Genomic DNA, 26,395 nt, shown 5'->3' with positions numbered 1-26,395 from the left:
TGATCCGTCCGTCGGTGCCGCGCCGGGCGCCGGCACGCCGGGGAGAGGTCCGCTAACACGGCCGCCGTGCCCCCGATACCGTCACTGGGCGGTCCGCCGCGTGCTGTGTCGCAGCGTGGAGCTCGGCTCGTGCACTGATGGTCATGGGGCCTCTTGGGGCAGTGGTGGCTGAGGCGTGCTTCGACGGCGGTGGGCGGCCGGCCGTCGGCGTCGGCGAGGAGCGCGGGACACGGGGGGCTGCGCCGGCCCCCGCTCCGCTTCCGTGTGCGGCCGATCTTACTCAAAGCGCCCGGCACGACAAGGAGTTGAGGACAACGCTGTCACACGGGCTCAAACCCCGGCTCTTGACGGAGATGGCGGCCTGCCCCCAGGCTTTCGTCAGTGATCAAGGTTCCTTCTACCGGAGAGCGGGGTGGCCGATGACCGGCCCGGTGCTTGCCGTCGACCAGGGCACCTCAGGCACCAAGGCACTCGTCGTCTGTCCCGCACGTGGAGTGATCGGCACCGGCTCCGCGCCCGTGACGCCCCGCTACGGCGCCGGCGGACGCGTCGAGGTCGACCCCGGGGAACTGCTCACCTCGGTCGTCGACGCCGGGCGCCGTGCGCTCGCCGATGCCGGTGAGCCCGTCCGGGCCGTCGGCCTGGCCAACCAGGGCGAGACCGTCCTCGCCTGGGACCCGGCGACCGGCGAACCGCTCACCGACGCGATCGTCTGGCAAGACCGGCGCGCCGATTCACTGTGTGCCGAACTCGCCCCGCACGCTGAGGAGTTACGGCAGCTCACCGGACTGCCACTGGACCCGTACTTCGCCGCGCCGAAGATGGCGTGGGTCCGCCGAGAACTCACCCGCGAAGGCGTGGTCACCACCAGCGACTCATGGCTCGTGCACCGGCTCACCGGCGCGTTCGTCACCGACGCCGCAACCGCCGGACGCACCCAGCTCCTCGACCTCGACCACGTCGCCTGGTCGAAGCGGGCCCTCGAGATCTTCGGCCTGTCCGGCGAACGGCTGCCGGACGTCGTCGACGCGGCGGGACCCGTCGGCGTCACCACGGCCTTCGGCGCCGAGATCCCGCTCACCGGCCTCCTGGTCGACCAGCAGGCCGCCCTCCTTGCCCAGAGTGTCACCGAACCCGGCGCCGCCAAGTGCACCTACGGGACCGGCGCGTTCCTGCTCGCGCAGACCGGTCACCGGCCACGGCGCTCCACCACCGGGCTCGTCGGCTGCGTCGCGTGGCGGCTCGGCGGCCGCTCCAGCTACTGCCTGGACGGCCAGGTCTACACGGCCGCCTCCGCCGTGCGATGGCTCACCGACCTGGGGATCGTCTCCGGTGCCACCGACCTCGATGCCGTCGGTTCGACCGTGCCCGACAGCGGGGGCGTCACGTTCGTACCGGCGCTCGCCGGGCTTGCGGCGCCCTGGTGGCGCGGTGACGTCCGGGGCTCGGTGACCGGCCTCGGCCTGGACACCGGGCCGGGCCACCTCGTGCGCGCGCTGTGCGAGGGACTCGCCGCGCAGGTCGTCTCCCTCACCGACGCGGTCGCCGCCGACCTCGGCACGCCGCTGACGGTGCTGCGCGTCGACGGGGGTCTCACCCGGTCCGCGCTCCTCATGCAGACCCAGGCCGACCTGCTCCGACTTCCCGTCGAGGTCTCCGCGTTGCCGGACGTCACCGCGCTCGGCGCCGCCGCGGTCGCCCGGCTGGGCATCGACGCGGACCTCACCTTGGAGGAGGCCGTCCCCGCCTGGCGGCCGTCCGCCGTCTACGAGCCGCGCATCAGCGCCGACCAGGCGGCAGAACGACTCGCGGCCTTCCGTACCGAGGTCGCGGCCCTGCTGGACCGCTCACCCGCGGCCGGCGGTGGACCCGGAGCTTCATGACCGTCACGACCGGCGGCGCACTGCCCGACCAGCTGTACGACGTCGCCGTCGTGGGCGCCGGCGTCGTCGGCAGCGCCATCGCCCGCGAACTCGCCCGGTACCCGCTGCGCATCGCGCTCGTGGAAGCGGGCGAGGACGTCGGGGACGGCACCTCCAAGGCCAACACCGCCATCCTGCACACCGGTTTCGACGCCGTGCCCGGTTCCCTGGAGTCGCGGCTCGTGCGCGAGGGCCGGCGCCGCCTCGCCGCCTACGCCCAACAGAACGGCGTCCCTCTCGAGCCGGTCGGCGCGCTGCTCGTCGCCTGGGACGACGGCCAACTCGCCGCGCTCCCCGCCCTGGCCGCCAAGGCCGTCCGCAACGGCCACCACGGCACACGCCTCCTGGACGCCGCCGAACTCGCCCGGCGGGAACCGCACCTGGGCCCCGGCGCGCTCGGCGCCCTCGAAGTCCCGGACGAGTGGATCATCTGCCCCTGGACCACGACCATCGCCTACGCAACCCAGGCGGTCCGTGCGGGCGTCACGCTGCACCTGAACTGCCGGGTGCAGTCCGTGACGAGCGGCGGTCACCACGAACTCTCCACCTCGCGCGGCCTGTTGCGCACCCGCTACCTCGTCAACGCCGCCGGGCTGCACGCCGACGAGCTGGACCACCACCTCGGCCACGAGGACTTCACCGTCACCCCGCGGCGCGGCCAGCTGATCGTCTACGACAAGCTCGCCCGCCCCCTCGTCCGCCACATCCTGCTCCCCGTACCGACCGCACTCGGCAAGGGTGTCCTGGTCGCACCGACCGTGTATGGGAACGTGATCCTCGGACCCACCGCGGAGGACCTCGACGACAAGCAGGCCACCGGATCGACAGCGGAAGGCCTGGAGACGCTGAGGGACAAAGGCCGGCGGATCGTGCCCGCACTGGTCGACGAGGAGGTCACCGCCGTCTACGCCGGACTGCGCGCCGCCACCGGGCACGAGGACTACCGCATTCGGGCCCATGCCCGACAGCGGTACGTCACCGTCGGAGGCATCCGGTCCACGGGCCTGACGGCCTCCATGGCCATCGCCGCCTACGTCACCGGCCTGCTCGGCGACGCGGGCCTCCACCTCGGCCTTGCCCGCGACCTGGAACCGGTGAACATGCCCTGCATCGGCGAAGCAGGCCCGCGCCCGTACCAGCGTGCCGACCTGATCGCCGCCGACCCGGCGTACGGCACGATCGTCTGCCACTGCGAACGCGTCACCCGGGGCGAGATCCGCGACGCGATGAGCAGCACTCTGCCACCGGCATCGCTCGACGCGCTGCGGCGCCGGACCCGCGCCGGGGCCGGCCGCTGCCAGGGCTTCCACTGCGGGGCCGTGGTCAGGGCACTGTTCGAGGAGGGCCGCGGATGAGCCGCACGGAAAGAACCGTGGACGTCCTCGTCGTCGGCGCCGGACCGGCAGGGCTCGCCGCGGCAGCCCGCCTGGCCGCGGCCGGCGCCGGCCGCGTCGAGGTACTGGAACGCGAACAGCAGCCCGGCGGCATTCCACGCCACAGCCACCACCGGGGGTTCGGGCCGCGCCACCAGCCGCTCGACGGCCCCCGGTTCGCCGGGCGGCTCGTCGACGCCGCCGTCGCTGCCGGATGCGTACTGCGCACCGGCGTCACGGCCACGGGGTGGGCGGGCCCCCGCACCCTGGACACCACCGGCCCGCAGGGCCTCGAACGCATCACCGCCCGCGCGGTGGTGCTGGCCACGGGCGCCCGCGAACGGCCGCGCAGCGCCCGCCTGATCCCCGGCACCCGGCCGGCCGGCGTCCTGACCACCGGCGAACTCCTGCAGACCGTCCGGCTCCACGGCGGGCGGGTCGGCGGCCGCGCGGTCGTCGTGGGCTCGGAGCCCGTCGCCCTCCACGCCGTACGCACCCTGCGGAGGGCGGGCGCACAGGTCGTGGCCCTCGTCACCGAAGCCCCGTGCGCACCGGTGCAGTCACCCCGGCACCGGGTCCCGGTGATCACGGACACCGCCGTCGCGGAGCTGACCGGCCGCGGCAGACTGGCAGGCGTACGCCTGCGGGACCGCGACGGCGGCAGCACGCACCTCGACTGCGACACCGTCGTCCTCACCGGCGACTGGATCCCCGACCACGAGCTGGCCCGGCTCGGCGGCACGGCTCTCGACCCCGGCACACGCGGACCGGCCGTCGACACCGCCTTCCGCACCTCCCTGCCCGGCGTCTTCGCCGTCGGCAATCTGCTCCACGGGGGCGAGCCCGGGGCGATCGCCGCCGCAGAGGGCCGCAGCGCCGCGACCCACGTCCTGCGCCGGCTGGCCGGGGCCCGGCCCTGGCGCCACGGTCAGGTGCCCCTGGCGGTCGAGCGGCCCCTGCTCTGGATCGCGCCGAACCGCGTCCACCCCGACGGCCCCCCGCCCATGGAGGAGCGCTTCACCCTCCGCACCGCAGAGCGCATCGCCCGGCCCGTCCTCCTCGTCAGCCAGGACGGCCGAGAACTGGACCGGCAGCACCTGCCGCGCACCGCCCTGCCGGGCCGGGCCGTCCACCTGCGCGCCGGCTGGATCGCACGGGCCGACCCAGAGGGCGGCCCCGTCCGCGTCGGTGTCATGTCCGATTCCCGCCAGCCGGGTGCCGGGGCGGCTCGCATACTGACCGTATGACCACCGAGGCACACACGGTGGAGGACAGCCGGTACGAGGCCGTGAGCAGCCGGGACGCACGGTTCGACGGGGTCTTCTTCTTCGCCGTCTCCACGACCGGGATCTACTGCCGGCCCAGCTGCCCCGCCCTCACACCCAAGCGCAGGAACGTGTCGTTCTACCGCACCGCCGCGGCTGCCCAGAGTGCAGGCTTCCGCGCCTGCCGCCGCTGCCGCCCCGACGCGGTCCCCGGCTCCGCCGAATGGAACGTCCGCGCGGACGTCGTCGGCCGCGCCGTACGGCTGATCGGCGACGGCGTCGTCGACCGGGAGGGCGTCGCCGGACTCGCCGGCCGCCTCGGCTACAGCCCCCGCCAGGTGCAGCGCCAGCTCAACGCCGAACTCGGTGCGGGACCCATCGCCCTCGCCCGCGCCCAGCGCGGCCACACCGCGCGCGTACTGCTGCAGACCACGACGATGCAGGCCGCCGAGATCGCTTTCGCCGCCGGATTCGCGAGCGTACGGCAGTTCAACGACACCATCCGCGAGATCTACGCCGCCACCCCCACCGAGCTGCGGGCCGCCCGGCCCGGCCGCACCTCCGCCGGCAACGGCGGCTCCGGGATCCCGCTGCGGCTGGCCCACCGGGGCCGGTACGCGGCGGACCGGATGTTCGACCACCTCGCGGTCCACGCCGTCCCCGGCGTGGAGGAGGTCACCGGCGAACGCGGCACGCGCACCTACCGCCGGACCCTGCGGCTGCCCGGCGGCGCAGGTGTCGCCGAGGTCGGCGAACGCCCGGGCGCAGGCGGCTGGCTGGAGTGCCGACTGCACCTGACCGACCTGCGCGACCTGACCTCAGCCACCCAGCGGATGCGCCGCCTCCTCGACCTGGACGCCGACCCCTGCGCTGTCGCGGAACGCCTCGGAGCCGACCCGGCCCTCGCCCCGCTCGTCGCGGCCCGCCCGGGCCTGCGCGTCCCCGGCGCCGCGGACCCGCACGAGTCGGCGATCCGCACGCTGGTGGGGGAGTCGGCGGTGGGCGAGCTGGTGGCCGCGCACGGCGAGGAGCTCGACGCGCCGAGCGGCGGGCTGACCCACCTGTTCCCCCGCGCCGAGGACCTCACCGGCAGCGGACGGCCCGCGCTGCGCGCCCTGGCCGAGGCGCTCGCGACCGGCGACCTCGTGCTCGACCCCGGCGCCGACCGCGAGGAGGCCGAACGCCGGCTGCTGCGGCTCCCCGGCATCGACGCCCGTACTGCCGCCGGTGTCCGGCTGCACGCACTGGGCGACCCCGACGTCCTGCCGCCCGGCGACCCTGCGGTGCCGCCCGGTGCGGACACCGGGCGCTGGCGGCCGTGGCGGTCGTACGCGATGCACCATCTGTGGGCGGCCGCCGCTGACCCGGGCCGCTGACAGGTCCGACCGGATCGGGCCCCTCGGACGGCGTACGGGGGTACGGCAGCGGTGGGATAGGGCCCGTCGGACGGCGTACCGGCGTACGGCAGCGGCTGACAGGGCGGGTCAGAACGGCGTACGCGGCTCACCCGTACGGCCCAGCAACGCAGCGGCCCCGGCGCCCGGGAGGCCGAGAGTGGATGGCGTCGCCCACCGTCACCCGCACCGGGAGAACCGATGACCCCCCTCAACCGACGTGACCTCGGCCTGCTCGTCCTGCGCGTCGGGACCGGCGCCGTCCTCATGGCCCACGGCACCCAGAAGCTCTTCGGCTGGTTCGGCGGCGGCGGCCTGGAGGCAACCGCCAAGGGCATGGAGGCCATGGGTTTCCACCCGCCCAGGCACAGTGCGCTCGCCGCCGGCGTCACGGAGGCCGGCGGCGGCATGCTGCTTGCCCTGGGCCTCGCCACCCCCGCGGCCGGCGCGGCGGTGACCGGAAACATGGCGGGCGCGGTCTCGGTGCACGCCCCGGCCGGCTTCTTCGCCCAGTCCGGCGGCTTCGAGTACCCCGCGTTCCTCGGTTTCACGGCGGCCGCTGTCGGCGTCATGGGCCCCGGCCGTTGCTCGCTCGACCATGTCACCGGCCACCGCTTCGACCGGCCGTGGGTGCTCGCGGCGGCCTTCGCGGCCAGCGCAGTGGCCGCGGCCGCGGTCGTCGGCAGGCGAGCGAAGGGACAGATCGGCGCGGACGTGGACGACTCGGCAGTCACCGGGGAGGCGGACACCCTCGAGGACTGACCGAGCGCGGACCGACGCCGCGGGCCTGGCCATGAACCCCTGAACGGTGGTTCACTTGTTGCATGGCCTACCGCAAGACGCCCGCCGTGCAGAGCCGCCTGGACGCCGCCAGAGAGCATCTGGTCGAGCAGGCCACGTCCGTCGTGGCCGAGGTCGGCTGGGCGAACGCCTCCGTCGCCGCGGTCGCCGCGGCCGCGGGCATGTCGGTCGGCTCGGTCTACCAGCACTTCCCCTCCAAGGGAGCGCTCGCCGTCGAGGTCTTCCGCCGTGCTTCCGGACGTGAGGTCGAGGTCCTCGGCGAAGTGCTCAGGGACGGCAGCGGGGATCCGGTCGAACGGCTCGCGCTCGGGGTGGGCGTCTTCGCCCGCCGGGCCATGGAGCGCCGTGGCCTGGCCCACGCCCTGCTCGCCGCCCCCGCCGAACCGGCGGTGGGCAGCGAGCGGCTGGAGTTCCGGCGCCGCTACCGCGAGGTGTTCGCCGAGGTGATCCGTGAGGGCATCGCCGGCGGGCAGCTGCCTGCCCAGGACCCCGACGTCACCGCCGCTGCGCTGACCGGTGCGATCGGCGAGGTGCTCGTGGACCCGCTGTCCGCCCCGGCCGGGGGCGACGCCGCCGAGCACCTGGTCACCGAGCTGGTGGCGATGTCCCTGCGCTGCGCGGGCGCCCTGCCCGCCGGCTGACCACCCCTACGACGTCCGAGGACCAGTGATGACCGCGAACTCCGCCGCATCCGCATCGCCCGCCGTCGCCGCGCCCGCGTCCCACGGCCGGTCCGGCGAGGCCTCCCCGCGCAGCAACCCCGCGCGCACCCACGAGGTGACCAACCAGCCGCCGCCCCTGGTCGGCCACGACGTCGCGGACGACGCCGTGCTGCTCGAAGGCGTGGAACGCGAGGGCGCCGGGTGGTACGTGCCGGACCTGCACCGCATCGGCAGGCTGGCCGGCTCCGAGGAGGTCCGGCGCTGGGCCGAGGAGGCCAATCGCTGCGAACCGCTGCTGCGCACCCACGACCGCTACGGGAACCGGATCGACGAGGTGGAGTTCCACCCGTCGTACCACTCGCTCATGGACTTGGCGATCCGCGAGGGACTCGGGGGCGCGCCTTGGGCCGACGACCGACCCGGCGCCCATGTCGCCCGCGCCGCGGGGTTCATGGTGTGGAGCTCGGCCGAACAGGGCCATGCCTGCCCCGTGTCCATGACCTATGCCGTCGTCCCTGCGCTGCGCTCCGCACCGCAACTGGCCGCGGTCTACGAGCCGCTGCTGACCAGCCGTGTGTACGACCCCGGTCTGCACGCCCCCCAAGGCAAGCGCGGGCTGCTCGCCGGCATGGGGATGACGGAGAAGCAGGGCGGCACCGACGTCCGCGCCAACACCACCGTCGCCGCCGAACAGCCCGACGGCACCTGGCGGCTGCGCGGCCACAAGTGGTTCACGAGCGCACCCATGAACGACCTGTTCCTCGTGCTGGCGCAGGCGCCCGGGGGCCTGTCCTGCTTCCTGGTTCCGCGGGTGCTGCCCGACGGCAGCCGCAACACCTTCCGTATCCAGCGCCTCAAGGACAAGCTGGGGAACCGCAGCAACGCCAGCAGCGAGCCCGAGTTCGACGACACCGTCGCCTGGCCGGTGGGGCCGCAGGGCCAGGGCGTGCGCACGATCATCGACATGGTCACGATGACCCGTCTCGACTGCGTCCTCGGCTCCGCGACCGGCATCCGCACCGCGCTGACCCACGCCGTCCACCATGTCCGCCACCGGTCCGTGTTCGGCGCCAAGCTGATCGACCAGCCGCTGATGCGCAACGTCGTCGCCGACCTGAGCGTCGAGTCCGAGGCGGCGACGATGCTCGCGCTGCGGATCGCGGGAGCAGCCGACCGGGCACAGCGCGGCGACGCCCGGGAGCGGGCGTTCCTGCGGCTGGCGACGGCGGTCGGCAAGTACTGGGTGTGCAAGCGCCAGCCGGCGGCGGTCGCCGAAGCGCTGGAGTGCCTGGGCGGCAACGGCTACGACGAGGCGTCCGGCATGCCCCGGCTCTACCGGGAGGCGCCGCTCAACGGAATCTGGGAGGGCTCCGGCAACGTCAACGCACTCGATGTGCTGCGCGCGCTGGCCAGGGAGCCCGAGTGCCTGGAGGCGTACGGCGCCGAGATCGAAGCCGCCACGGGCGCGGATGCCCGGCTGGACGGGGCCTGGCGGCAGTTGCGTGCCGAGCTGGTGCCCGGTGACGACGCCGTGCCGGGAGCCCGCCGACTGGTGGAGCGCATGGCCCTGGTGCTTCAAGGCTCGCTGCTGGTCCGGCACGCGCCGGCGGCCGTGGCGGACGCCTTCTGTGCGTCGCGGCTGGCGGGGGACCGCGGCCTGGCCTTCGGCACGCTGCCCGCGGGTCTCGACCTTGCCACCGTGATCGCCCGCGTGCCCGTCGCCGCCGGCTGAGCAGCGCCCTTTGCCGCGCGCCCGCACGGCCGGCTTCGCGGCCGGCCGTGCACAAGGACTCGGGCGTCCCGCGTCAGTGGTGCGGACCGGTCAGGGCGAGGAACTCGCTGCGGGACCGGCCGTCCGTGCGCAGCAGGCCGAGCAGCGTGGAGGTCATCGTCGTGGTGCCGGTGGCCTGCGCGCCGCGCAGCGTCATACAGGTGTGCTCGGCCTGGATCACGACGCCGACGCCCTTGGGTTCCAGCTGGTTCTGGAGCCAGTCGGCGACCTGCTTGGTGAGTCGTTCCTGTACCTGCGGGCGGCAGGCGAAGTGCTCGAGGACGCGGGCGAGCTTCGACAGGCCGAGAATCCGGTTGCCGGGCAGGTAGCCGATGTGGGCGGTGCCGACGAACGGCAGCAGGTGGTGCTCGCACACCGACCGCAGGGGGATGCCGCGGGCGAGGACGAGCTCGTCGTAGCCCTCGTCGTTGGGGAAGGTGGTCAGGTCGAAGGGGCGGGGGCTGAACAGCTCCGCGTAGGCCCGGGCCATCCGGCCCGGGGTGCCGCGAAGGCTCTCGGAATCCGTGCTGATGCCCAGGGCCTGCAGGAACTGCCCGGCGGCCAGCTCGGCGGCCGCCAGATCCGCCTCCTGTGCCTCGTGCACCACGCGGAGCGCCGCCGGCGCCGGCGGCGCTGGTGTCGACGCATGGTCGGCCGCCGGCGCCGGTGTCGACGCCTGGTCGGCGTCGGAGGCCAGGTGCAAGGTGGGGTGAGGCTGCTGGTACATGTCACTCTCCGATGCCGACGCGATGTTAATTTCACTAATCAGTATTGGTCTTATTAGGGTCGTGGTCAAGGATCCCCTGTACTGAGTCGCTTGTTTGAAGTTACGTCTGACCTGATTGGCGTTATGGTGGGGGCATGAGCTCCGACCTGACGCCGTCTTCTCCCTCCACCGCCGAGGGCGTCGAAGCGGTCTCGGTCCTGGCCGACGAACTGCGCCGCAGGATGTACGGCTTCATACGGCGCGCCCATCGGCCGGTGACACGGGAAGAGGCGGCTGCCGATGCGGGCATCTCGGTCAAGCTGGCCGCCTTCCACCTGGACAAACTCGTCGCGGCCGGGCTGCTGTGCGCCGGCTACGACAGCCCTGGAGGGGCGCCCAGGGTGGGCCGCAGGCCGAAGGTCTACGAGCCGGCCGGCACCGACATCCGCATCAGCATCCCCGAACGTCGTCCGGACGTCCTCGCGGAGATCCTCATGGACGCGGTCCTCAGTCAGGAGCCGGGCGAGGACGCGCGGGCCGCCGCGCTGCGCACGGCACGGCAGCGGGGCGAGGAGCTCGGGGCGGCCGCCCGTGCCCGCAGCCGTCCGGGCAGGCTGGGGCCGGAGCGTTCCGTCTCACTCGGCGAAGCCGTGCTGGAGGAGCACGGCTTCGAGCCGGACCGTCTGGGCCCGACCGAGCTCCAGCTGCGCAACTGCCCCTTCCACCCGCTCGCCGCCCGCTCCCCGGAGCTGGTGTGCGGGATCAACCACGCCTACCTCGGGGGCTTCCTCACCGGACTGCGCACCGCGGGGATCGAGGCCGTCCTCGCCCCCCGTCCGGGACGGTGCTGTGTGGAACTGCGCGCCGCGCCGGGAGGCAACAGCACGCCCGGCCCCGCCGGAAGCTGCGCGCAGGGGCCCGGCGTCCGGAACCCGGAAGACCGCAAACCCGATTGATCAGCTCGGCGGGTGGTAGGGGGCCGCCCCGCGAGCACTCCCGACGCGACAGAGGAGCGGACATGCCCGTGGACAACCCATTTGTGATCGTCGGAGCCGGCCTGGCCGGCGCGAAAGCCGCGCAGACCCTGCGGGAGGAGGGTTTCGACGGGCCGCTCGTGCTGCTCGGGGAGGAGACCGAGCACCCCTACGAACGGCCGCCGCTCTCCAAGGGATATCTGCTGGGCAAGGACGGGCGTGACACCGTCTACGTCCACCCTCCCCAGTGGTACACCGACCACAAGGTCGATCTGCGCCTCGGCACCGCGGTCACCGCAGTGGACCGGGCCGCCCACGAGGTGACGCTCGCCGACGGCAGCCGTATCGGATACGCCAAACTGCTCCTGACCACCGGTTCGTCGCCGCGTCGCCTGCCCGTGCCCGGAGCCGCTCTGGACGGTGTGCACTATCTGCGCCGGCTCGCCGACAGCGACCGTATCAAGGAAGCGTTCGCGTCCGCCTCACGCGTGGCGGTGATCGGGGCCGGATGGATCGGTCTCGAGACGGCCGCCGCCGCCCGGGCCGCCGGTGCCGAGGTGACGGTGCTGGAGGCAGCGGAGCTGCCGCTGCTGCGGGTCCTGGGCCGCGAGGTGGCCCAGGTCTTCGCGGACCTGCACACCGAGCACGGGGTCGACCTGCGCTGCGGCGTGCAGGTCGCCGAGATCACCGGCGCGGACGGCCGGGCGAACGGCGTTCTGCTGGCCGACGGCGTCCGCGTCGACGCCGACGCGGTCATTGTCGGTATCGGCATCACCCCCGACACCGGGCTCGCCGAAGCCGCCGGCCTGGAGATCGACAACGGCGTCCGCGTCGACGCCCGACTGCGCTCCTCCGACCCCGACATCCACGCCGCGGGTGATGTCGCCAACGCCTTCCACCCGCTGCTCGGCAAGCACATCCGCGTCGAGCACTGGGCCAACGCGCTGAACCAGCCGCAGACCGCGGCCAAGGCGATGCTCGGCCAGGACGTCACCTACGACCGGGTGCCGTACTTCTTCACCGACCAGTACGACCTGGGCATGGAGTACACCGGTCATGTGGAGCCCGACGGCTACGACCGGGTCGTCTTCCGCGGCCCGACCGCGACCCGCGAGTTCATCGCCTTCTGGCTCTCCGGCGGCCGGGTGCTCGCGGGCATGAACGTCAACGTCTGGGACGTGACCGACCCCATCCGCGCCCTCGTCACCTCCGGGCGGCAGATCGATCCTGCCGAGCTCGCCGACCCGGATGTGCCGCTGACCGACCTCCTCTAGCGTTCGGCGCAGCGCGGCCCCCGGGACGCACCGCTCCCGGGGGTGACCCTCTTCCTCTCGGGCGACGCCTCCGCGACAGCCGTGCCGCCCTGGCGGAGTGCAGGAACGCATGCCTGCCGTCCTGCACTCCGCGCGATGGGACTGCCCCTCATGGCTGTTCGAGACGCTGCTCGGCCGCGTCTTGCGCCAGGGCGTGGTCAGCCGCCGTGGCGGCCTCCTTCGGCAGGGAGCAGGGGCCGGCTGCCGGTCCAGCCCAACTCCGTGTAGGAATGCCCCTCTCGGATGCCCTCGATCGCGGCCCGGGTGTACGGCACAGTCGGATCCGGGAGGGCATCGAGGGGCCACCAGTCCCAGCTGAGGCACTTGTCCGGCTCCAAGAGCCGTGGCTCGCCCTGCCAGCGCCGGGCGCGGAAGAAGAGCTGGATGCGGGGTACGGCGTCCTGGGAGTCGAGCACGTGCACGGTGTGCACAAGGGCGAGGTCGTGCTCGGCGATGATCAGTCCGGCCTCCTCCCGGGCCTCGCGCACCACGCACGCCCGCGCCGACTCCCGCTCGACGTGACCGGCCAGCGCGTGCCACTCGTTCCCGGCGAAAGCCAGGGCGGGGCTGCGCAGACCGAGCAGGGTCCTGCCGTCACGTTCGAGGTAGAGATGGGCACCGATCACGTTCCGCACCGCTGACGTCCCACCGGGAGCCGGTGGGGCCGACGGCTGGTGCGGAACACGCCGGGTGTCATGCGCGGGCTGTGCGGCCTGGTGGGCGAGGATCGCTTCGTACGCCCACGGACACATCGTCAGGTGCTCCATCACCGGCACGCTGAACCACCGGAACATGATCCCCTCGGTGACCGGCAGGCCGGCGGCGTCGCCGTCCCAGCGCCCCACGTAGACCCTGATGCGGTCTTCCGTCGTGTGCGGCCGGCCGGCGCGGACATCGATCCACTGTGTGAGCCCCGGGATGCGCAGTCCTGTCTCCTCGAGGACCTCGCGGGCAATCGCCTCGTCGGGCGTCTCCTCGCCCTCGGGGGCACCGCCCACCAGGGACCAGGTGCCGGGGTCGCAGATGGGTTTGTTGGCGTCGCGCAGGTGCAGTAGGTATTCGCCCCGGCTGTTGAAAAGCAGAGCGGCCGTGCTCGTCGGCTCGGGGGACTGGTGCGCACTCACAAGGTCACCGCCTTGCCGGGAGGTGTGCGGTCTTGGGGTCGTTCACCAGGAGCGGGCACGGGGTTCACGGTTCCTCCAGCTGGGTGGCCGATGAGTACATGTGCTCCAAGAATGGCCTCGATCGGCTGCCGTAACGGGTGAGTCGCGGGCAGATTCGCGGACACGCGTACGAGGAACTTCGTGAGGTCGAGCGGCGGTTGGTGTGCGGTCGTCCATCGGCACTCGAACAGCTCGCGTCACAGTTTCGAGGAGTGCGAGCGCGCCCGGCTGTATTTCGCGATGAAGGACTACGCCACTGCCGCTCGCATCCTTGGTGGGGTGGTCGAGACCGCCCCGGAGAACGTGGCCGCGCGTCTGCCGCCGGCTCGCGCCTACTACCACTCCGCGCAGCTGACCCGCGTCGAGGCCGAGCTGCGCGCCGGGTCCTCGAGCAGGACCCCGTCGGGTCGTACGCCCACCTCATGCTGGGCCGCACCCTGGAGCGGCTGAGCAGGGACGAGGAAGCCGCCCGGCACCTTCGCCCGGCGGAGGCCATGGGCGCTGGTCAGGTGTGACGACCGGCTTTGTGCGATGAGCGACGTCGGACAGGGGCGACCGCGCCGAACCCGCCCGCAGAAGGCGGGTCACATGTTGATCATGTGACCCGCCAGTCCGTGGAGTGCTTCCTTGACGGCTTCGCCCAGTGTCGGGTGTGCGTGGACGTTACGGGCCAACTCGTGGACGGTCAGGTCCCACTGCTGCGCCAGAGTCAACTCGGGCAGCAGCTCGGTCGCTTCCGGACCGATCAGGTGGGCGCCCAGGAGTTCTCCGTGGCGGTTGTCGCTGAGGATCTTGACGAAGCCCCCGGTGTCGCCCAGACCGTGTGACTTGCCGTTGGCCGTGAAGGGGAACTTCGCCACCTGCACGTCGTAGCCCTGCTCGCGCGCCTGCGCCTCGGTCCAGCCGAAGCTGGCGATCTGCGGCCGGCAGTAGGTGGCCCGCGGGATCATCGGATAGTCCAGCTCCATGGTCTCCGCGTCCGCGATGGTCTCCGCCGCGACGATGCCCATGGCTTCCGCGGCGTGTGCCAGCATCAGCTTCGCGGTCACATCACCGATGGCGAAGATGTGCGGGACATTGGTGCGGCACCGGCCGTCGACGTCGATGGCGCCGCGCTCCGTGAGCCGCACTCCCGTGTTCTCCAGCCCGTAGCCTTCGACCCTGGGCTGGAAGCCGATGGCCTGCAGTACCTTGTCGGTCTCGAGGGTCTGGCGTTGTCCGCCCGTGGTGACATGGACGCGTACCTTGTCGCCGGAGTCGTCGATGGACTCGACACGTGTCGAGGTCAGCGTATTGATGCCCAGACGCCGGTACTGCTTCGCCAACTCGGCGGACACCTCCTGGTCCTCCAGCGGGACGAGCCGGTCGAGGAACTCCACCAGGGTGACCTGGACGCCGTAGTTGTGCAGCACATAGGCGAATTCGACCCCGATGGCCCCCGCGCCCGCGATCACGATGCTCTCCGGCAGGCGATCGGTGAGGATCTGCTCCTCGTAGGTGACGACGCGTTCGCTCAGTGAAGTACCGGGGAGCAGCTTCGTGGTCGCGCCTGCGGCGATGATGCAGTGATCGAAGCTGATCGTTTCTGTGCCGCCGTCGGAAAGTGACACCTGGAGTGTGCCGGAATCGGTGAATGTGCCAAGGCCGTTGTACTGAGTGATCCTGTTCTTCTTCATCAGGAAGTGGACGCCTTTGACACGTCCGTCCGCGACTTTGCGGCTGCGGGCGAACGCTTCTCCGTAGTCGAAGTGGACCTGTCCCTCCACCCGGATTCCGAAGGTCTTCGCCTCGCGGGTGAAGATATGAGCCAGCTCGGCATTCCGGAGCAGAGCCTTGGAAGGGATGCACCCCACGTTGAGGCAGACGCCTCCCCAGTAACGCTCCTCGACGATTGCCGTGCGCAGTCCCAGTTGCGCGCTTCTGATGGCTGCGACGTATCCTCCAGGTCCCGCACCGAGAACCACGACGTCAAAGTGTTCGCTCATGCCGAGCACCCTAGAAGATTCGGGCAGCCCCGTCGGGAGAACCGGGCCGCACCGACGAGCACGGGCGCCTGTCCGTCCTCCCAGAAACTCGCCCGGTGACGCCGGCTCGGCCGCCTTGAGCAATCAGCGTTCCCATCGCGAGGGCCACGGCGATCCTCAGCGCGGACAACTGCACCGGCGCGTTCCCCGGCACGGTTCCGCAGGGTCTCGCTGTTCCTGCGCGCGGGCGCTGGGGGGACGGGCAGTCCTGCTGGGCCTTGAGGCCGAGCGCTGTGTCATGTGCTGCGGTTGGGGCCAGGACGTCCGGAGGTGACCAGAACCTCACGACGGAACGTGCGGGCCCGGCACGGCGTCCACTTCGGCCCTGGCCCGAATCGCGTCCGCGGGGTCCCATCCCTGGTGCGGCACGGAGGTGAGCAGTAGCCGGGTGTACGGGTCCGATGGGGTGTTCAGGACCTGCGCCGTCGGGCCGTGTTCGACCACGGTGCCCCTGCGCATCACGACGGTCTCGTCGGTGATGTGCTGTACGACGGCGAGGTCGTGGCTGACGAAGACCAGGGCCACGCCCGTGTCGCGCCTGATCTTTGTGAGGAGTTGAAGGATCTGGGCCTGGATCGACACATCGAGGGCCGCTACGGCCTCGTCGAGGACGAGGATCTGCGGGTCGACGGCGAGCGCCCGTGCGATGGCCAACCGCTGTCGCTGTCCGCCGGACAGCTGGTGCGGGCGGGCATCGGCCTCACGCGTGCCGAGGCCGACCTGGTTCAGAAGCGAGTGGACCCGGGTGTCCGACGCGTCGTGGCCATGCAGACGCAGGGCGGTGCGCAGGCACTGGCGGGCGGTGAGTCGCGGGTCGAGGGAGACGTACGGGTCCTGGAAGACCATCTGTATCTCGCGGGCGCGTGCCAGCCGGGCGGCCCGGCGGTGAAGAATCCAGATTCCGGCAGTGCGGGTCCGGGTGGGCTCACTCGCCTGCGTGCCACTATTCGGGACCAATGGGACGAATTGTCTGCCTCTGAGCGCACGGTGGCCCAGTACCTTGCAAGCGCTCCGGCCGAGCAGGTGATGTTCGCCAGTGCCCAGCAACTGAGCACGGCGAGCGGCACCAGTAACGCCACCGTCGTGCGCGCGCTCCAGCGCCTCGGCTACGCCGGTCTTCCTGCGCTCAAGCGGGAGCTGGCGGCCGACTTCACCTCGGCACTCGCGCCGGAGGTCCGGCTGAAGCGGCGCATCGCGCATGTCGGTCATGACCTCGAGACCATCTGGAGCGACGTCTTCGAGGAGACGCAGGACCGTATCGACCAGTGCCGGCGGCTGACGGGCGCGGACGATCTCCAGCGGGCGGTGGAAGCCCTGGCGGAGGCGCGTGAGGTGTTCTGCTACGGCGTCGCGGCCTGCGAGCTCGCGGCGCGCCACCTCGCGCTCGCGCTCGGGCGCATCGGCCGCCGGGCCCGGTTCGTCGGCGCCACCGGATTCGCGCTCGCCGACCCGCTGCTCTCCCTCGCCCAGGGAGACACCGTCGTCATCTTCCAGCCGGGGCGGCCGTTGCACGAGCTCGCGGTGCTGGTGGAGCGGGCCCGCGCGGTCGGCGCCAAGGTCGTCTTCGTCACCGACGAACTGGGCGAGGCGTTCGGGGACCGGGTCGACGCCGTCCTCACCGCCCCCCATACCCCCACGGGTAACACCAACGAAGCCCTGACCGGCCTCGTTGTCGCGGACGCCCTCCTGCTCGCCCTCACCACACTCGACGAGACGCGTGCCGTCGAGCACTCGCACCAGCTGACCGCATTGCGTGAGCAGCTCCTCCCGCACCGAGAGCCCCGCACACGCAGAACGTGAACCGGGCATCGGCCTCGAACGGGCCCGGCCTCTGCGCGACCTCTTGCACTTATCCGGGACAGGTGGCGGTGCACCGGGCGGCCGAGAGGCACGACAAGCGGCCGGCCGTCTGGCGGAGCGGGCGGACCAGCACGGGCTACGCGGGTGGGGCCTCCTCTCGCCGACCCGGCGGCCTGATCGCAGACCGTGACGGATTTATCCGTTCTGTCTGGGTTCTGAATGGGTAGGTTGATGGATGAGTCCCCTCAGGGAGGCTGATTCGATGCCGTGGTTCGTATGGCTGCTCGTCGCCGCGGCGCTCGGTGTCGCGGAGTTTTTCACCCTGACGCTGGTTTTCGGGTTGCTCGCGAGTGCTGCCTTGGTTGCCGCTGTGGTCGCTGGTGTGGGCATCGGCCTTCTCGGCCAGCTCGTGGCGCTCGCAGTGGCAGCGGCAGCGGGTCTCCTCGTCGTCCGTCCTGTCGCGCTGCGTCACATGGCGCAGGCACCCCTCGTACCTGAGGGCAGTGATGCGCTGATCGGCAAGCGGGCCGAGGTCATGCAGGAGGTCACCGCGAGCCACGGCCTGATCAAGATCTCTGGTGAGGAATGGTCAGCTCGCGCTCTCGACGAAAGCCTCGTGATCCCGGTGGGAGCGCTGGTGGACGTCTTGGAGATCGAAGGCGCTACGGCTGTCGTCTACCCCCGCGAACTCCTTCCGTGAAACGGCTGAACACACCCCGACGGAGGAATTGTGGATCCGGTTGTCATCCCGATTCTTGTGGCGGCGATTATCGTGGTCTTCCTTGTGGCCGCCACGGTGCGGATCGTCCCGCAGGCGCGCCGCTACAACATCGAGCGGTTCGGCCGGTATCGCCGGACGCTGCAACCCGGCCTCAACTTCGTCGTGCCGGTGGCGGACCGCGTCAACACCAAACTCGACGTGCGCGAGCAGGTGTATTCGTCCGCCCCCAAGCCGGTGATCACCGAGGACAACCTCGTGGTGAACATCGATACCGTGCTCTACTACCAGATCACTGACCCGCGGGCGGCGGCCTACGAGGTCGCCGACTACCTGCAGGCGATCGATCAGCTCACCGTGACCACCCTGCGGAACGTCATCGGCTCCATGGACCTGGAGGAAACGCTCACCTCACGCGAGGAGATCAATGCCCGCCTCCGCGCCGTCCTCGACGATGCCACCGGCAAGTGGGGCATCCGGGTCAACCGCGTCGAGATCAAGGCCATCGATCCACCGCACACCATCAAAGAGGCGATGGAGAAGCAGATGCGGGCCGAGCGCGACAAGCGCGCGGCCATCCTCCACGCCGAAGGGGAGCGGCAAGCCAAGATCCTCACCGCGGAGGGCACGAAGCAGAAGGACATCCTGGAAGCACAGGGCACGCAACAAGCCATGATCTTGCGGGCGGACGGCGAGGCGAAGGCGGTGGAGCGCGTCTTCCAGGCCGTTCATCGCAACAATGCCGACCCGAAGATCCTCGCCTACAAGTACCTCGAGACGCTCCCGCATCTGGCGAAGAGCGACAACAACACGTTCTGGGTGATCCCAGGCGAGCTGACCGAGGCCGTTCGCGCCGTCACCCACGCATTCGGCGATCAGACGACGATGGGTCTTCCCGCATCTGCGCAACAGGAGGAAGCAACCACTACCGATGCCGACGGCGCGTCGGACGAAGGCGGGGCCCCGGAGCTCGAGGCAATCCCGCCGCTTTCACTCGATGCCGCCGCGGCTGCCGATGAGGTCGCGAAGCAGGCCGCCGCCGTAGTGAGCGACGCGAAGGCCGAGGCCGCGAGGGCGCGTCAGGTGCCGGGCCGGGGGCAGACGTCCGGCGATTGAGCGCCGACGGCGAGGCCCCGGGGATCCCGACGTGACGACGACGCCGCAGGTTGCCGGCTGCTGTGTGGCCGTACCGCTTCGGCCCCTCAGATTCCTGGTGAACCATGGGTGCCCACTCTCCCATGGCGGCCGGCACGCGGACAGCTCCATCAACGTGCACATCATCCCCCGTCTCTGATCAAGAAAGCTGATTTCCGTCACCCCGATCGTGGTCGAGCGTTCCTGGAGAGTTGGAGGCCGATGGGGTGGGCCGCGGGAACGAGTCCGCGGTCACCCGCACCCCGGTGCAGTACGCCGCTGACCAGCTCGTGGATCTCACCGTCCACCAGCACCGCGAGTGCCGCCCCCGGCACGTGGTACCGGGAACGCAACACATCGAGGCGGTCCTGCCAGTGAGCACGGTCGAACACATGCTGTTCTTTCCCCTTGTCGTCGATCGTCGCGGTGGACACAGCGTCGGTCTCCCTTCGTGAGGTTTGCCGAAACGACGTTGGAATGTGTGCGCGTGAGAGGCGGCCGGGTTCTGCCGGTGTCGTCCGGGCACGGCGAAAGGCCTGCGGCCGCAGGGCAGGCGAGGCGGAGGGTGGTGAGGCCTGGGGGGCGATCAAAGGATCGCCCCGGGGCGGAGTACTCCGCCCCGGGGCGGGACGGGCTGCGAGGGATTCAGCCCGTGCTCTTACCGCGATTCGCGGGTGAACAGTGATTTCGACCAGAAGTAGCCGAGGACGGCCAGACCCAGGCACCAGGCCAGAGTGAGCCACCCGTTGTGCCCGATCTCGCTGCCGAGCAGCAGGCCGCGCAGGGTCTCGATGGCCGGCGTGAACGGCTGGTACTCGGCGATCGGCCGGAACCAGCCCGGCATCGCGTCGACCGGGACGAAGGCACTGGAGATGAACGGCAGGATGACCAGCGGCACCGCGTTGTTGCCCGCCGCCTCGCCGTTCGGGCTGGCCATCCCCACCGCGATCGCCATCCAGGTGAACGCCAGGGCGACCAGTGTGAGCAGCACGAACGCCGCCACCCACTCCAGGACCGTGGCGTCCGCCGACCGGAACCCGATGGCCACGGCGACCGCACGCTGATCATCGACCGCAGCACACTGCCCGCCACATGCCCGATGAGGACCGAACCGCGATGGATCGCCATCGTGCGGAACCGGGCCATGATGCCCTCGGTCATGTCGTCCGCGACGGACACCGAAGTGCCCACCAGCGTGGTGCCGATGGTCATCATCAGGATGCCCGGAGCGATGTAGGCGATGTACTCGGAGCGGTCGGCACCACCACCGCCGATGCCCGCGCTCATCACGTCGCCGAAGACGTACACGAACAGCAGCAGCATGATCAGCGGCGTCAGCACGACGTTCAGAGTGAGCGCCGGCTAGCGCCGCGCGTGGAGGAGATTGCGGCGCACCATCGTCGTCGAGTCGCGTACCGCCAGGGACAGGGAGCTCATCGGACGGTCTCCTTCCGGGGCTGGGCCAGACCGCCCGTCAGGGCGAAGAACACGTCGTCGAGATCGGGGGTGTGCACGGTCAGCTCGTCCGCCTCGATCCCGGCCGCGTCCAGCCAGTCCAGGATGGAACGCAGCTCGCGCTGGCTGCCGTCACTGGGGATCTTGAGCGCCAGTGCCTCGTCGTCCCTGGTCACCTCCCGCAGGGCGAAGCCGGAAGAGTCCAGCCAGTCGAGGATGGAACGCAGCTCGCGCTGGCTGCCGTCGCCGCGCCCCTGCATCTCCAGCGCCTCGTCGTCGGTGGTGGCCTCACTCAGCGCCCGGAGCGCCGACTGGTAGGCGGCGGGGGCCGCGAACCGCAGCCGCACATGCCCGCCCGGGATGAGCCGCTTCAGCTCGTCGGCCGTTCCCTCAGCGGCGATCTTGCCGTCGCTCAGGACCGCGATGCGGTCGGCGAGCTCGTCCGCCTCCTCCAGGTACTGGGTGGTGAGGAAGACGGTGACGCCACCGGAGACCAGTTCACGGATGATCTGCCACGTGTTGTGGCGGCTGCGCGGATCGAGCCCGGTGGTCGGCTCGTCGAGGAAGATGATCCTCGGATTGCCGACGAGCGTCATCGCGATGTCGAGACGGCGCTTCGTACCGCCGGAGTGGGTGGTCGCGGGCTTCTTCGCCGCCTCCGCCAAGTGGAAACGCTCCAGCAGTTCCGCGACGGTACGCCGGCCCTCGCTGCGGGACAGATGGTGCAGGTCCGCCATGAGGAGCATGTTCTCCTCGCCGGTGATCAGACCGTCGACGGCGGAGAACTGTCCGGTGACGCCGATGGAGGCCCGCACGGCCTGCGGCTCGGTGGCCAGGTCATGACCGCCGACGTACAGCTCCTCGGCCTCGCCTCCGATGAGAGTGAAAAGGATCTTGACGGTGGTCGTCTTCCCGGCGCCGTTGGGGCCGAGCAACGAGAAGATGGTCCCGGCCGGCACCGTCAGGTCGATGCCGTCGAGGATCTCTTGTCCCCGTAGGCCTTGCGGAGCCCCTTGGCCGCGATGGCTGGTGGTTGCGATGCCGTTGTCGTCATGTCGCAGAGGTTGCGGCACTGCGCATTCAGCGTGGTTTCACACCGCCTACAGGCCCCTGAAACCGCTCCTCGACCGGCATCCCGTTCCGGCACCTCATGCCGAAACGAGCGCGCGGGCCGCATCCCGCAACTCGTCCCGTCCCAGGGCGGCGTACCGCGACACCGCGTCGGAGTACGCCGCCCCGTCGGCCTCCTCGGCCGCCTGCCGGGCGCGCTCCGCCGACATCGTCGGCTGGAACTCACGCAGCACCCGCAGCCGTTCGGCCAGCGCGATCATCCGTACGGCGGAGGCGTCGCCGGACGCGAGCCCCGCCATGCCCAGCGCGTGCAGCACCGTCCCGAAGACGGGGAGCTCTCCGGGCGTGCGCGGCGGGCCGGACAGCAGCGCGTGCAGCCGCTGCCGGAGCCGGTCGACCGGCTCCGCGAGGAGTTGGCGGGGTGGTAGTGCGACAGGGGCGGCCCGGTGTCGGCGGCCAGTGCGGCCAGACGCGGGTAGTTGGAATCGGTGAACCACAAGGCGGCCAGGACGGCGGTGAGAGCCGCGGTGGTGGGACCGTCGTCCCGGGCCAGCGCGTGCCGTAACGCGAGCACCAGGTTGTCCTGTTCGGCCCTGATCTCCTCCCAGGCCGCCAGCGGCTCCGCCCCGAAGAGCACGTCGTGATACGCGACCCCGAAGTCCCGCGCCCAGGCCAGGAACCGGCTGACGGCCTCGTCCTCCTCGCCCGCCTCCGCACGGCGCGCCGCGCTGAACTCCCTCACGGTCTCCAGCATCCGGCACCGCACGCCCACCGGAGTGTCGACGACGGTCACCAGCGACTGACCGGCCAACTGCTCCAGCAGAAACAGTGCGTCCTGGCCCAGCACCTGCTCCGCCGCCCCGCCGGAGAAGCCGCCCGGGAAGACGGACAGGGTGCGCAGCGCCGCCCTGGCATCCTCCGACAGCAGGTTCCAGCTCCACTCCACGACCGCGTGCAGCGTGCGGTGGCGTTCCGGCACGTCGCGCGCCCCGCCGCGCAGCAGCGCGAACCGGTCGCCGAGACGGCGGGCGATCTCCGGCACCGACATCACCCGCACGCGTGCCGCGGCCAGTTCCACGGCGAGGGGCAGCCCGTCGAGATGGCGACACAGTTCGGCCACGGCGTCCGGTGGCAGCTTCACGCCGGGCCGGGCGGCACGGGCCCGCTGTGTGAACAGTTCGACCGAGGTGTCGAGACCGAGCTCAGGCAACGCGTACACCGCCTCCGACGTCAGGCCCAGCGGGGCCCGGCTGGTGGCAAGCACTCGCAGGTCCTTCGAGGCCGACAGCAGGGCCTGTACGAGGGCGGCGGCGCCCCGGATGACGTGCTCGCAGTTGTCCAGGGCGAGCAGAACGGGCCCCGAGCCGAGCACACCGAGGATGCCGGACACGGGATCGGCCGAAGCGTGGCCGTTCACGGCGCCGTGCCGACCCTCGCCCGCGCCGAGTGCGGAGGCCACCTCCGCGGCCACGTCCTCGTCCGCGGTGACACCCACGAGCGGCACGAAGTGCACCACACGCTGCTCGGTCCGGCGGCTGACGGCATGCGCGAGCCGGGTCTTTCCGAGGCCCCCGGAGCCGACGACGGTGACGGCGCGGTGGGAGCGCAGCAGCCGTTCCACCGCCGCAATGTCCTCGTCCCGGCCGAGGAGCGGGTTCGGCTCGTGCGGCACGCCGTGCCTGACCACCGGTGCCTCGCCGCGCAGCAGCTCCTGCTGTACGGCCCTGAGCGCGGCGCCCGGGTCGGTGCCGAGTTCGTCGCGCAGCTCACGGCGGTAGGCCTCGTACCGCGTCAGCGCCGCGGACGGGCCCGCCGTCGCCGCTTCGCCGCGCAGCAGCTCGGCGAGCACTTCCTCGTCGCGCGGATGCTCCGAGGCGGCAACCGCCAGCGGACCGGCAGCCTCCGCGTGCCGGCCCAGCCGCGCGAGTGCGAGCGCCTGCGCGCGTACCAGCGCGCTGCGGACGGGGGAGCGCGCGCCGCGCAGCGCGGCTACGGCGTCGTCGGTGTCGTGGGGCCCGTCAGGGGTGCCGTCCCACAGCGCGAGCCCGGCCTCGGCCGCGGCGAGCGAACCCGCGTGGTCGCCGGCCCTGGCCCGGTCCGCGCTCGCGGCGGCATGCAGCAGAAGGGCGGAACTGTCGACCTGACCCTCGGCGAGGGCGAGCCGGTACCCGGTCGGTGTGCTCGTGACGACGTCGGCGCCCAGCAGTGCCCGCGCCCTGGACACGAGGACCTGCACGGCCTTCGCCGGCCGATCCGGCAACTCGTTTTGCCACAGCCCCTCCACGAGCCGCTCTATGCCGCAGCCGGTGCGCAGGTCGCCCGCGAGCAGCGCCAGCAGGCTGCGCAGCCGGGGGGAGGTGACCTCCTGCCCGCGATAGGCGACACGCGGCAGCAGAGTCAGGTCGGTGCTCATCCTCGCAGATTGGCCAAGGAGACAGCTGCACGAAGCGCCACCATCGGCCGAACTCCGCACCCAGGACGGGCTCGTGGCCGAAGCGCTTGTCAACACAGCGGATTTGGGCCAAGTCCTCGCTCCTGACTGCCGCCCAGACCGTCCGCGTGACGGTGATCACGGACGCCCTTCGGGGGGTGCTGCGTAGGCTTGGGCCGTCGCCACGGTGGGGTCCGCGAGAGTGGGCGAAGCCCTCCCCCGGGCCACCTGACGGACCGTCAGAAAAGTAGCAACTGGTCAGCATGAGTCCTGAAAAACCTGGGGACAGCTGCCCCGGCATGCGACTCGTTGAAGGGTGTGGAAACAGCCCTTGACCTGCAAAAACGCAGGCAGGGAGCCTACTTGTGGGAACGGGCCGGCGTTCTCCCAGCTCCAGTCCCGTCCGTTCGCGCCGAACTCTACCGGCAGCCGTTCGCCGTTGAATGAGACGGTGAAGCGGTCGGGATGGTGGGAGGGCACCCAGTCCTTGGCGCGAACCCAGACGCGGTACGTGCCGCCTGTTCCGACCTCGATCGTCGTGGTGGCATCGGCGACCGGGACGCCGAGGCCGTGAGCGAGCAGCTAGGGCGACCCCATCTGCACCTCGAACTGCGAGTCGAGGTCCAGCCGCCGTAGTCGTCGAACTCCTCGGTTTCGATGAGGATGTGCCTCTCGGAAAGCAAGGGCTGTCGTTCGTCCCTGGATTGTCCTTGGCTTGTGACGGCTGGTTTGGTCGACGAAGTCGTCCCGCTCGAAGCGATTCCGTGGCACCGGCTGGCCCGGGCGCCGACCACGATGTGTGTTGGTGCGTCTTGTGTGTCACTGCATTGTTCTGCGGGCGAGTTCGCGCTTGAGAATCTTTCCGGTGGCGGTCATCGGCAGGCTGGGCACGAACTCGACGATGCGCGGGTACTTGTAGGACGCCATCTCTCCCTTGGCCCAGGCGACGAGCTCGTCGGTGGTGAGGGAGGAATCGGGCTTAAGGATGACGCAGGCCTTGATCTCCTCGCCGTGGCTGTCGTGAGGTACGCCGATGACGGCGGCCAAGCTGACCTGCGGGTGCGTCATCAGGACTTCTTCGATCTCACGCGGATAGACGTTGAAGCCGCCTCTGATGATGAGGTCCTTCGATCGGTCGACGATGTAGTAGAAGCCGTCCTTGTCGCGCCGTGCGAGGTCGCCGGTGCGGAGCCATCCATCGCGGATGACCTCTGCGGTGGCTTCCGGTCGGCCGTAATAGCCCTTCATCACGTTGTGGCCCTTGACCGCGATCTCGCCGACCTGGCCGCTTTCGGTCACCTCGGTCCAGTCGTCGTCGATGAGTTTCAGTTCGACGCCCCAGATGGGCACCCCGATCGATCCCGGGCGTGGGTCGAGATCGGGGTCGCTGAACGTCGCGACGGGAGACGTCTCCGACAACCCGTAGCCCTCGAGCACCGTGACCCCGAGGCGTTGTTCGATCTGGTGGGCGATCTCCATCGGGAGTGCGGCGCCTCCGGAGATGCCGATCCGGAGGCTGCTCGCGATGCGCTCGACGTCGATGCCGTCGCTGAGCGCGTTCAAGAGGCCCCACCACATGGTGGGTACGCCGGCGAAGAACGTGATGGGCTCGCGGCCCATCAGGTCGACGACTTCCCGCGCATCGAAGCGAGGAACGAGGTGGAGGGTGGCAGCCATCGAGAAGCCCGCGTGCATCTGCACCGTGGCACCGAAGGTGTGGAAGAGCGGGAGGCAGAGCAGGTGGCTGTCGGAAGCCGGGGTGCTGCGGAACAGGCGGTTGCATGCCTGCACGTTCATCACCGTGTTGGCATGCGACAGCTCTGCGCCCTTGGCCTGTCCGGTGGTCCCGGAGGTGTAGAGGATGAGCGCGGTGCCGGTGGGCTCGGTCGCCGCTGATTCGAACGTGGTGCCATGCCCGGCCAGGGCACTGCCGAGCGTCTCGACGCCGTCGATGGGACTGGGAGCGGCCGGGTCACCGGTGATGACGAAGAAGTGCTCGACGGCATCGACCTGCTCGAAGCCGGCGAAGCCCTCGGCGCTCATGGGCAACTCGGGGGTGCCCTCGAAGCAGAAGTAGGCCTTCACATCGGCGTCGTCCAGGTGGTAGGCGATCTCGCGGCTTTTCAGAAGGACGTTGAGCGGGACGACAGCCGCGCCGGTCTTGAGGATGCCGTAGTAGACGACCGGGAAGTACGGCAGGTTCGGGCAGCTGAGGGCCACCCTGTCACCGGGGCCGATCCCGCGTTCCACGAGCAGGTTCGCGACCTGGTTGGCCGCGGCGTTCACCTGCCTGTACGTCATGCGGGTCGGGCCCAGTACGACAGCTTCGCGGTCGGGGTACTTACGGGCGGAGTCTTCGAGCAGGATCGACAGGTTCAGCATGGTGACTCCTCATGAGCCTCGCGGCGGGCTCGCTCG

General features: G+C 71.1%; 19 protein-coding genes and 4 pseudogenes. 13 read left to right on the top strand and 10 right to left on the bottom strand.

Features of this window, described 5'->3' with window-relative positions; translation table 11 throughout:
- Positions 1-419 precede the first annotated feature (419 nt).
- From IE198_RS01045 to IE198_RS01015, 7 genes are all read left to right on the top strand, one after another.
- Entirely contained in the window at positions 420-1,883 is a 1,464-nt protein-coding gene (locus IE198_RS01045) for an FGGY family carbohydrate kinase (RefSeq protein ID WP_189881643.1), read from the top strand.
- Positions 1,880-3,277 carry an FAD-dependent oxidoreductase gene (locus IE198_RS01040; protein ID WP_189881640.1) on the top strand — a complete coding sequence of 466 codons (1,398 nt, stop codon included), beginning with the start codon at positions 1,880-1,882 and terminating at the stop codon, positions 3,275-3,277. The genes IE198_RS01045 and IE198_RS01040 overlap by 4 nt, the downstream gene beginning before the upstream one ends.
- Positions 3,274-4,542: an NAD(P)/FAD-dependent oxidoreductase gene (locus IE198_RS01035; RefSeq protein WP_189881639.1), complete on the top strand. Its 1,269-nt coding sequence runs from the start codon at positions 3,274-3,276 to the stop codon at positions 4,540-4,542. Before IE198_RS01040 ends, IE198_RS01035 begins: the two co-directional genes overlap by 4 nt.
- Entirely contained in the window at positions 4,539-5,936 is a 1,398-nt protein-coding gene (locus IE198_RS01030; RefSeq protein ID WP_189881637.1) for a DNA-3-methyladenine glycosylase 2 family protein, read from the top strand. The genes IE198_RS01035 and IE198_RS01030 overlap by 4 nt, the downstream gene beginning before the upstream one ends.
- A gap of 219 nt (positions 5,937-6,155) precedes the next feature.
- Positions 6,156-6,716: a DoxX family protein gene (locus tag IE198_RS01025; protein WP_189881636.1), complete on the top strand. Its 561-nt coding sequence runs from the start codon at positions 6,156-6,158 to the stop codon at positions 6,714-6,716.
- Between the two features lie 62 nt (positions 6,717-6,778).
- Positions 6,779-7,396 (top strand): TetR/AcrR family transcriptional regulator, encoded by a 618-nt coding sequence (locus IE198_RS01020; RefSeq protein WP_189881635.1) that lies wholly within the window; start codon positions 6,779-6,781, stop codon positions 7,394-7,396.
- 28 nt (positions 7,397-7,424) lie between these two features.
- Entirely contained in the window at positions 7,425-9,149 is a 1,725-nt protein-coding gene (locus IE198_RS01015; RefSeq protein ID WP_229833666.1) for an acyl-CoA dehydrogenase family protein, read from the top strand.
- Between the two features lie 73 nt (positions 9,150-9,222).
- On the opposite strand, the gene folE is transcribed toward IE198_RS01015, so the two are convergent.
- The gene (folE, locus tag IE198_RS01010) at positions 9,223-9,915 is read right to left on the bottom strand and encodes a GTP cyclohydrolase I (RefSeq protein ID WP_229833665.1); all 693 of its coding nucleotides are present in this window, start codon (positions 9,913-9,915) and stop codon (positions 9,223-9,225) included.
- 134 nt (positions 9,916-10,049) lie between these two features.
- On the opposite strand from folE, the gene IE198_RS01005 reads away from it, so the two are divergent.
- On the top strand, positions 10,050-10,850 hold the full coding sequence (locus tag IE198_RS01005; RefSeq protein WP_189881634.1) for a helix-turn-helix transcriptional regulator: 801 nt from the start codon (positions 10,050-10,052) through the stop codon (positions 10,848-10,850).
- Between the two features lie 62 nt (positions 10,851-10,912).
- Positions 10,913-12,142, top strand: coding sequence for an NAD(P)/FAD-dependent oxidoreductase (locus tag IE198_RS01000; RefSeq protein ID WP_189881633.1), 1,230 nt, complete (start codon positions 10,913-10,915; stop codon positions 12,140-12,142).
- Positions 12,143-12,339: 197 nt separating this feature from the next.
- On the opposite strand, the gene IE198_RS00995 is transcribed toward IE198_RS01000, so the two are convergent.
- A complete protein-coding gene (locus IE198_RS00995) occupies positions 12,340-13,305 on the bottom strand; it encodes an NUDIX hydrolase (protein WP_189881632.1) in 966 nt (321 codons plus the stop codon).
- A 267-nt stretch (positions 13,306-13,572) separates the two neighbouring features.
- Between IE198_RS00995 and IE198_RS00990 the strand changes: the two are divergent.
- A pseudogene (locus IE198_RS00990) lies at positions 13,573-13,859 on the top strand (tetratricopeptide repeat protein).
- A gap of 69 nt (positions 13,860-13,928) precedes the next feature.
- Here IE198_RS00990 and lpdA read toward each other — a convergent pair.
- Complete coding sequence (lpdA, locus tag IE198_RS00985; protein ID WP_189881631.1) at positions 13,929-15,329, bottom strand: dihydrolipoyl dehydrogenase; 1,401 nt, start codon at positions 15,327-15,329, stop codon at positions 13,929-13,931.
- A gap of 321 nt (positions 15,330-15,650) precedes the next feature.
- Positions 15,651-16,340: pseudogene (locus tag IE198_RS00980) on the bottom strand (ATP-binding cassette domain-containing protein); the annotation flags it as partial.
- On the opposite strand from IE198_RS00980, the gene IE198_RS34855 reads away from it, so the two are divergent.
- The 3 genes from IE198_RS34855 (at position 16,254) to IE198_RS00965 (ending at position 19,002) form a co-directional block, all read left to right on the top strand.
- A complete protein-coding gene (locus IE198_RS34855) occupies positions 16,254-17,168 on the top strand; it encodes a MurR/RpiR family transcriptional regulator (protein ID WP_229833664.1) in 915 nt (304 codons plus the stop codon). The pseudogene IE198_RS00980 and the gene IE198_RS34855 overlap by 87 nt on opposite strands.
- 262 nt (positions 17,169-17,430) lie before the next feature.
- Complete coding sequence (locus IE198_RS00970) at positions 17,431-17,868, top strand: NfeD family protein (protein WP_189881627.1); 438 nt, start codon at positions 17,431-17,433, stop codon at positions 17,866-17,868.
- Between the two features lie 30 nt (positions 17,869-17,898).
- Positions 17,899-19,002 carry an SPFH domain-containing protein gene (locus IE198_RS00965; protein ID WP_189881626.1) on the top strand — a complete coding sequence of 368 codons (1,104 nt, stop codon included), beginning with the start codon at positions 17,899-17,901 and terminating at the stop codon, positions 19,000-19,002.
- A 197-nt stretch (positions 19,003-19,199) separates the two neighbouring features.
- Here the strand turns inward: IE198_RS00965 and IE198_RS00960 are convergent, their stop codons facing one another.
- The 6 genes and pseudogenes from IE198_RS00960 to IE198_RS00940 form a co-directional block, all read right to left on the bottom strand.
- A complete protein-coding gene (locus IE198_RS00960) occupies positions 19,200-19,454 on the bottom strand; it encodes a hypothetical protein (protein ID WP_189882850.1) in 255 nt (84 codons plus the stop codon).
- Positions 19,455-19,678: 224 nt separating this feature from the next.
- A pseudogene (locus IE198_RS00955) lies at positions 19,679-20,457 on the bottom strand (ABC transporter permease).
- Positions 20,454-21,548 carry an ATP-binding cassette domain-containing protein gene (locus IE198_RS00950; RefSeq protein WP_373299733.1) on the bottom strand — a complete coding sequence of 365 codons (1,095 nt, stop codon included), beginning with the start codon at positions 21,546-21,548 and terminating at the stop codon, positions 20,454-20,456. The pseudogene IE198_RS00955 and the gene IE198_RS00950 overlap by 4 nt, the downstream one beginning before the upstream one ends.
- A 75-nt stretch (positions 21,549-21,623) precedes the next feature.
- On the bottom strand, positions 21,624-21,845 hold the full coding sequence (locus IE198_RS36885) for a hypothetical protein (RefSeq protein WP_444545420.1): 222 nt from the start codon (positions 21,843-21,845) through the stop codon (positions 21,624-21,626).
- Positions 21,846-21,964: 119 nt separating this feature from the next.
- Positions 21,965-23,959, bottom strand: a pseudogene (locus tag IE198_RS00945) (ATP-binding protein); the annotation flags it as partial.
- Between the two features lie 837 nt (positions 23,960-24,796).
- Positions 24,797-26,359: a long-chain-fatty-acid--CoA ligase gene (locus IE198_RS00940; protein ID WP_189881623.1), complete on the bottom strand. Its 1,563-nt coding sequence runs from the start codon at positions 26,357-26,359 to the stop codon at positions 24,797-24,799.
- Between the last annotated feature and the right edge of the window lie 36 nt (positions 26,360-26,395).

This window comes from Streptomyces xantholiticus (assembly GCF_014651015.1).
Taxonomy (GTDB): domain Bacteria; phylum Actinomycetota; class Actinomycetes; order Streptomycetales; family Streptomycetaceae; genus Streptomyces; species Streptomyces xantholiticus.
Note: the sequence above shows the minus strand (reverse complement) of the source record. Positions and strands in the feature narration are given on the sequence as shown.

What these genes read in the sequence shown, in the direction of transcription:
- IE198_RS01040 (WP_189881640.1), top strand. Translation starts at nt 1,880, where the DNA reads ATGACCGTCACGACCGGCGGCGCACTGCCCGACCAGCTGTACGACGTC.
- IE198_RS00970 (WP_189881627.1), top strand. Translation starts at nt 17,431, where the DNA reads ATGCCGTGGTTCGTATGGCTGCTCGTCGCCGCGGCGCTCGGTGTCGCG.
- folE (WP_229833665.1), bottom strand. Translation starts at nt 9,915, where the DNA reads ATGTACCAGCAGCCTCACCCCACCTTGCACCTGGCCTCCGACGCCGAC.
- IE198_RS01045 (WP_189881643.1), top strand. Translation starts at nt 420, where the DNA reads ATGACCGGCCCGGTGCTTGCCGTCGACCAGGGCACCTCAGGCACCAAG.
- IE198_RS36885 (WP_444545420.1), bottom strand. Translation starts at nt 21,845, where the DNA reads ATGGCGGGGCTCGCGTCCGGCGACGCCTCCGCCGTACGGATGATCGCG.
- IE198_RS01005 (WP_189881634.1), top strand. Translation starts at nt 10,050, where the DNA reads ATGAGCTCCGACCTGACGCCGTCTTCTCCCTCCACCGCCGAGGGCGTC.
- IE198_RS01020 (WP_189881635.1), top strand. Translation starts at nt 6,779, where the DNA reads ATGGCCTACCGCAAGACGCCCGCCGTGCAGAGCCGCCTGGACGCCGCC.
- IE198_RS01035 (WP_189881639.1), top strand. Translation starts at nt 3,274, where the DNA reads ATGAGCCGCACGGAAAGAACCGTGGACGTCCTCGTCGTCGGCGCCGGA.
- lpdA (WP_189881631.1), bottom strand. Translation starts at nt 15,329, where the DNA reads ATGAGCGAACACTTTGACGTCGTGGTTCTCGGTGCGGGACCTGGAGGA.
- IE198_RS00940 (WP_189881623.1), bottom strand. Translation starts at nt 26,359, where the DNA reads ATGCTGAACCTGTCGATCCTGCTCGAAGACTCCGCCCGTAAGTACCCC.
- IE198_RS01025 (WP_189881636.1), top strand. Translation starts at nt 6,156, where the DNA reads ATGACCCCCCTCAACCGACGTGACCTCGGCCTGCTCGTCCTGCGCGTC.
- IE198_RS01015 (WP_229833666.1), top strand. Translation starts at nt 7,425, where the DNA reads ATGACCGCGAACTCCGCCGCATCCGCATCGCCCGCCGTCGCCGCGCCC.
- IE198_RS01030 (WP_189881637.1), top strand. Translation starts at nt 4,539, where the DNA reads ATGACCACCGAGGCACACACGGTGGAGGACAGCCGGTACGAGGCCGTG.
- IE198_RS01000 (WP_189881633.1), top strand. Translation starts at nt 10,913, where the DNA reads ATGCCCGTGGACAACCCATTTGTGATCGTCGGAGCCGGCCTGGCCGGC.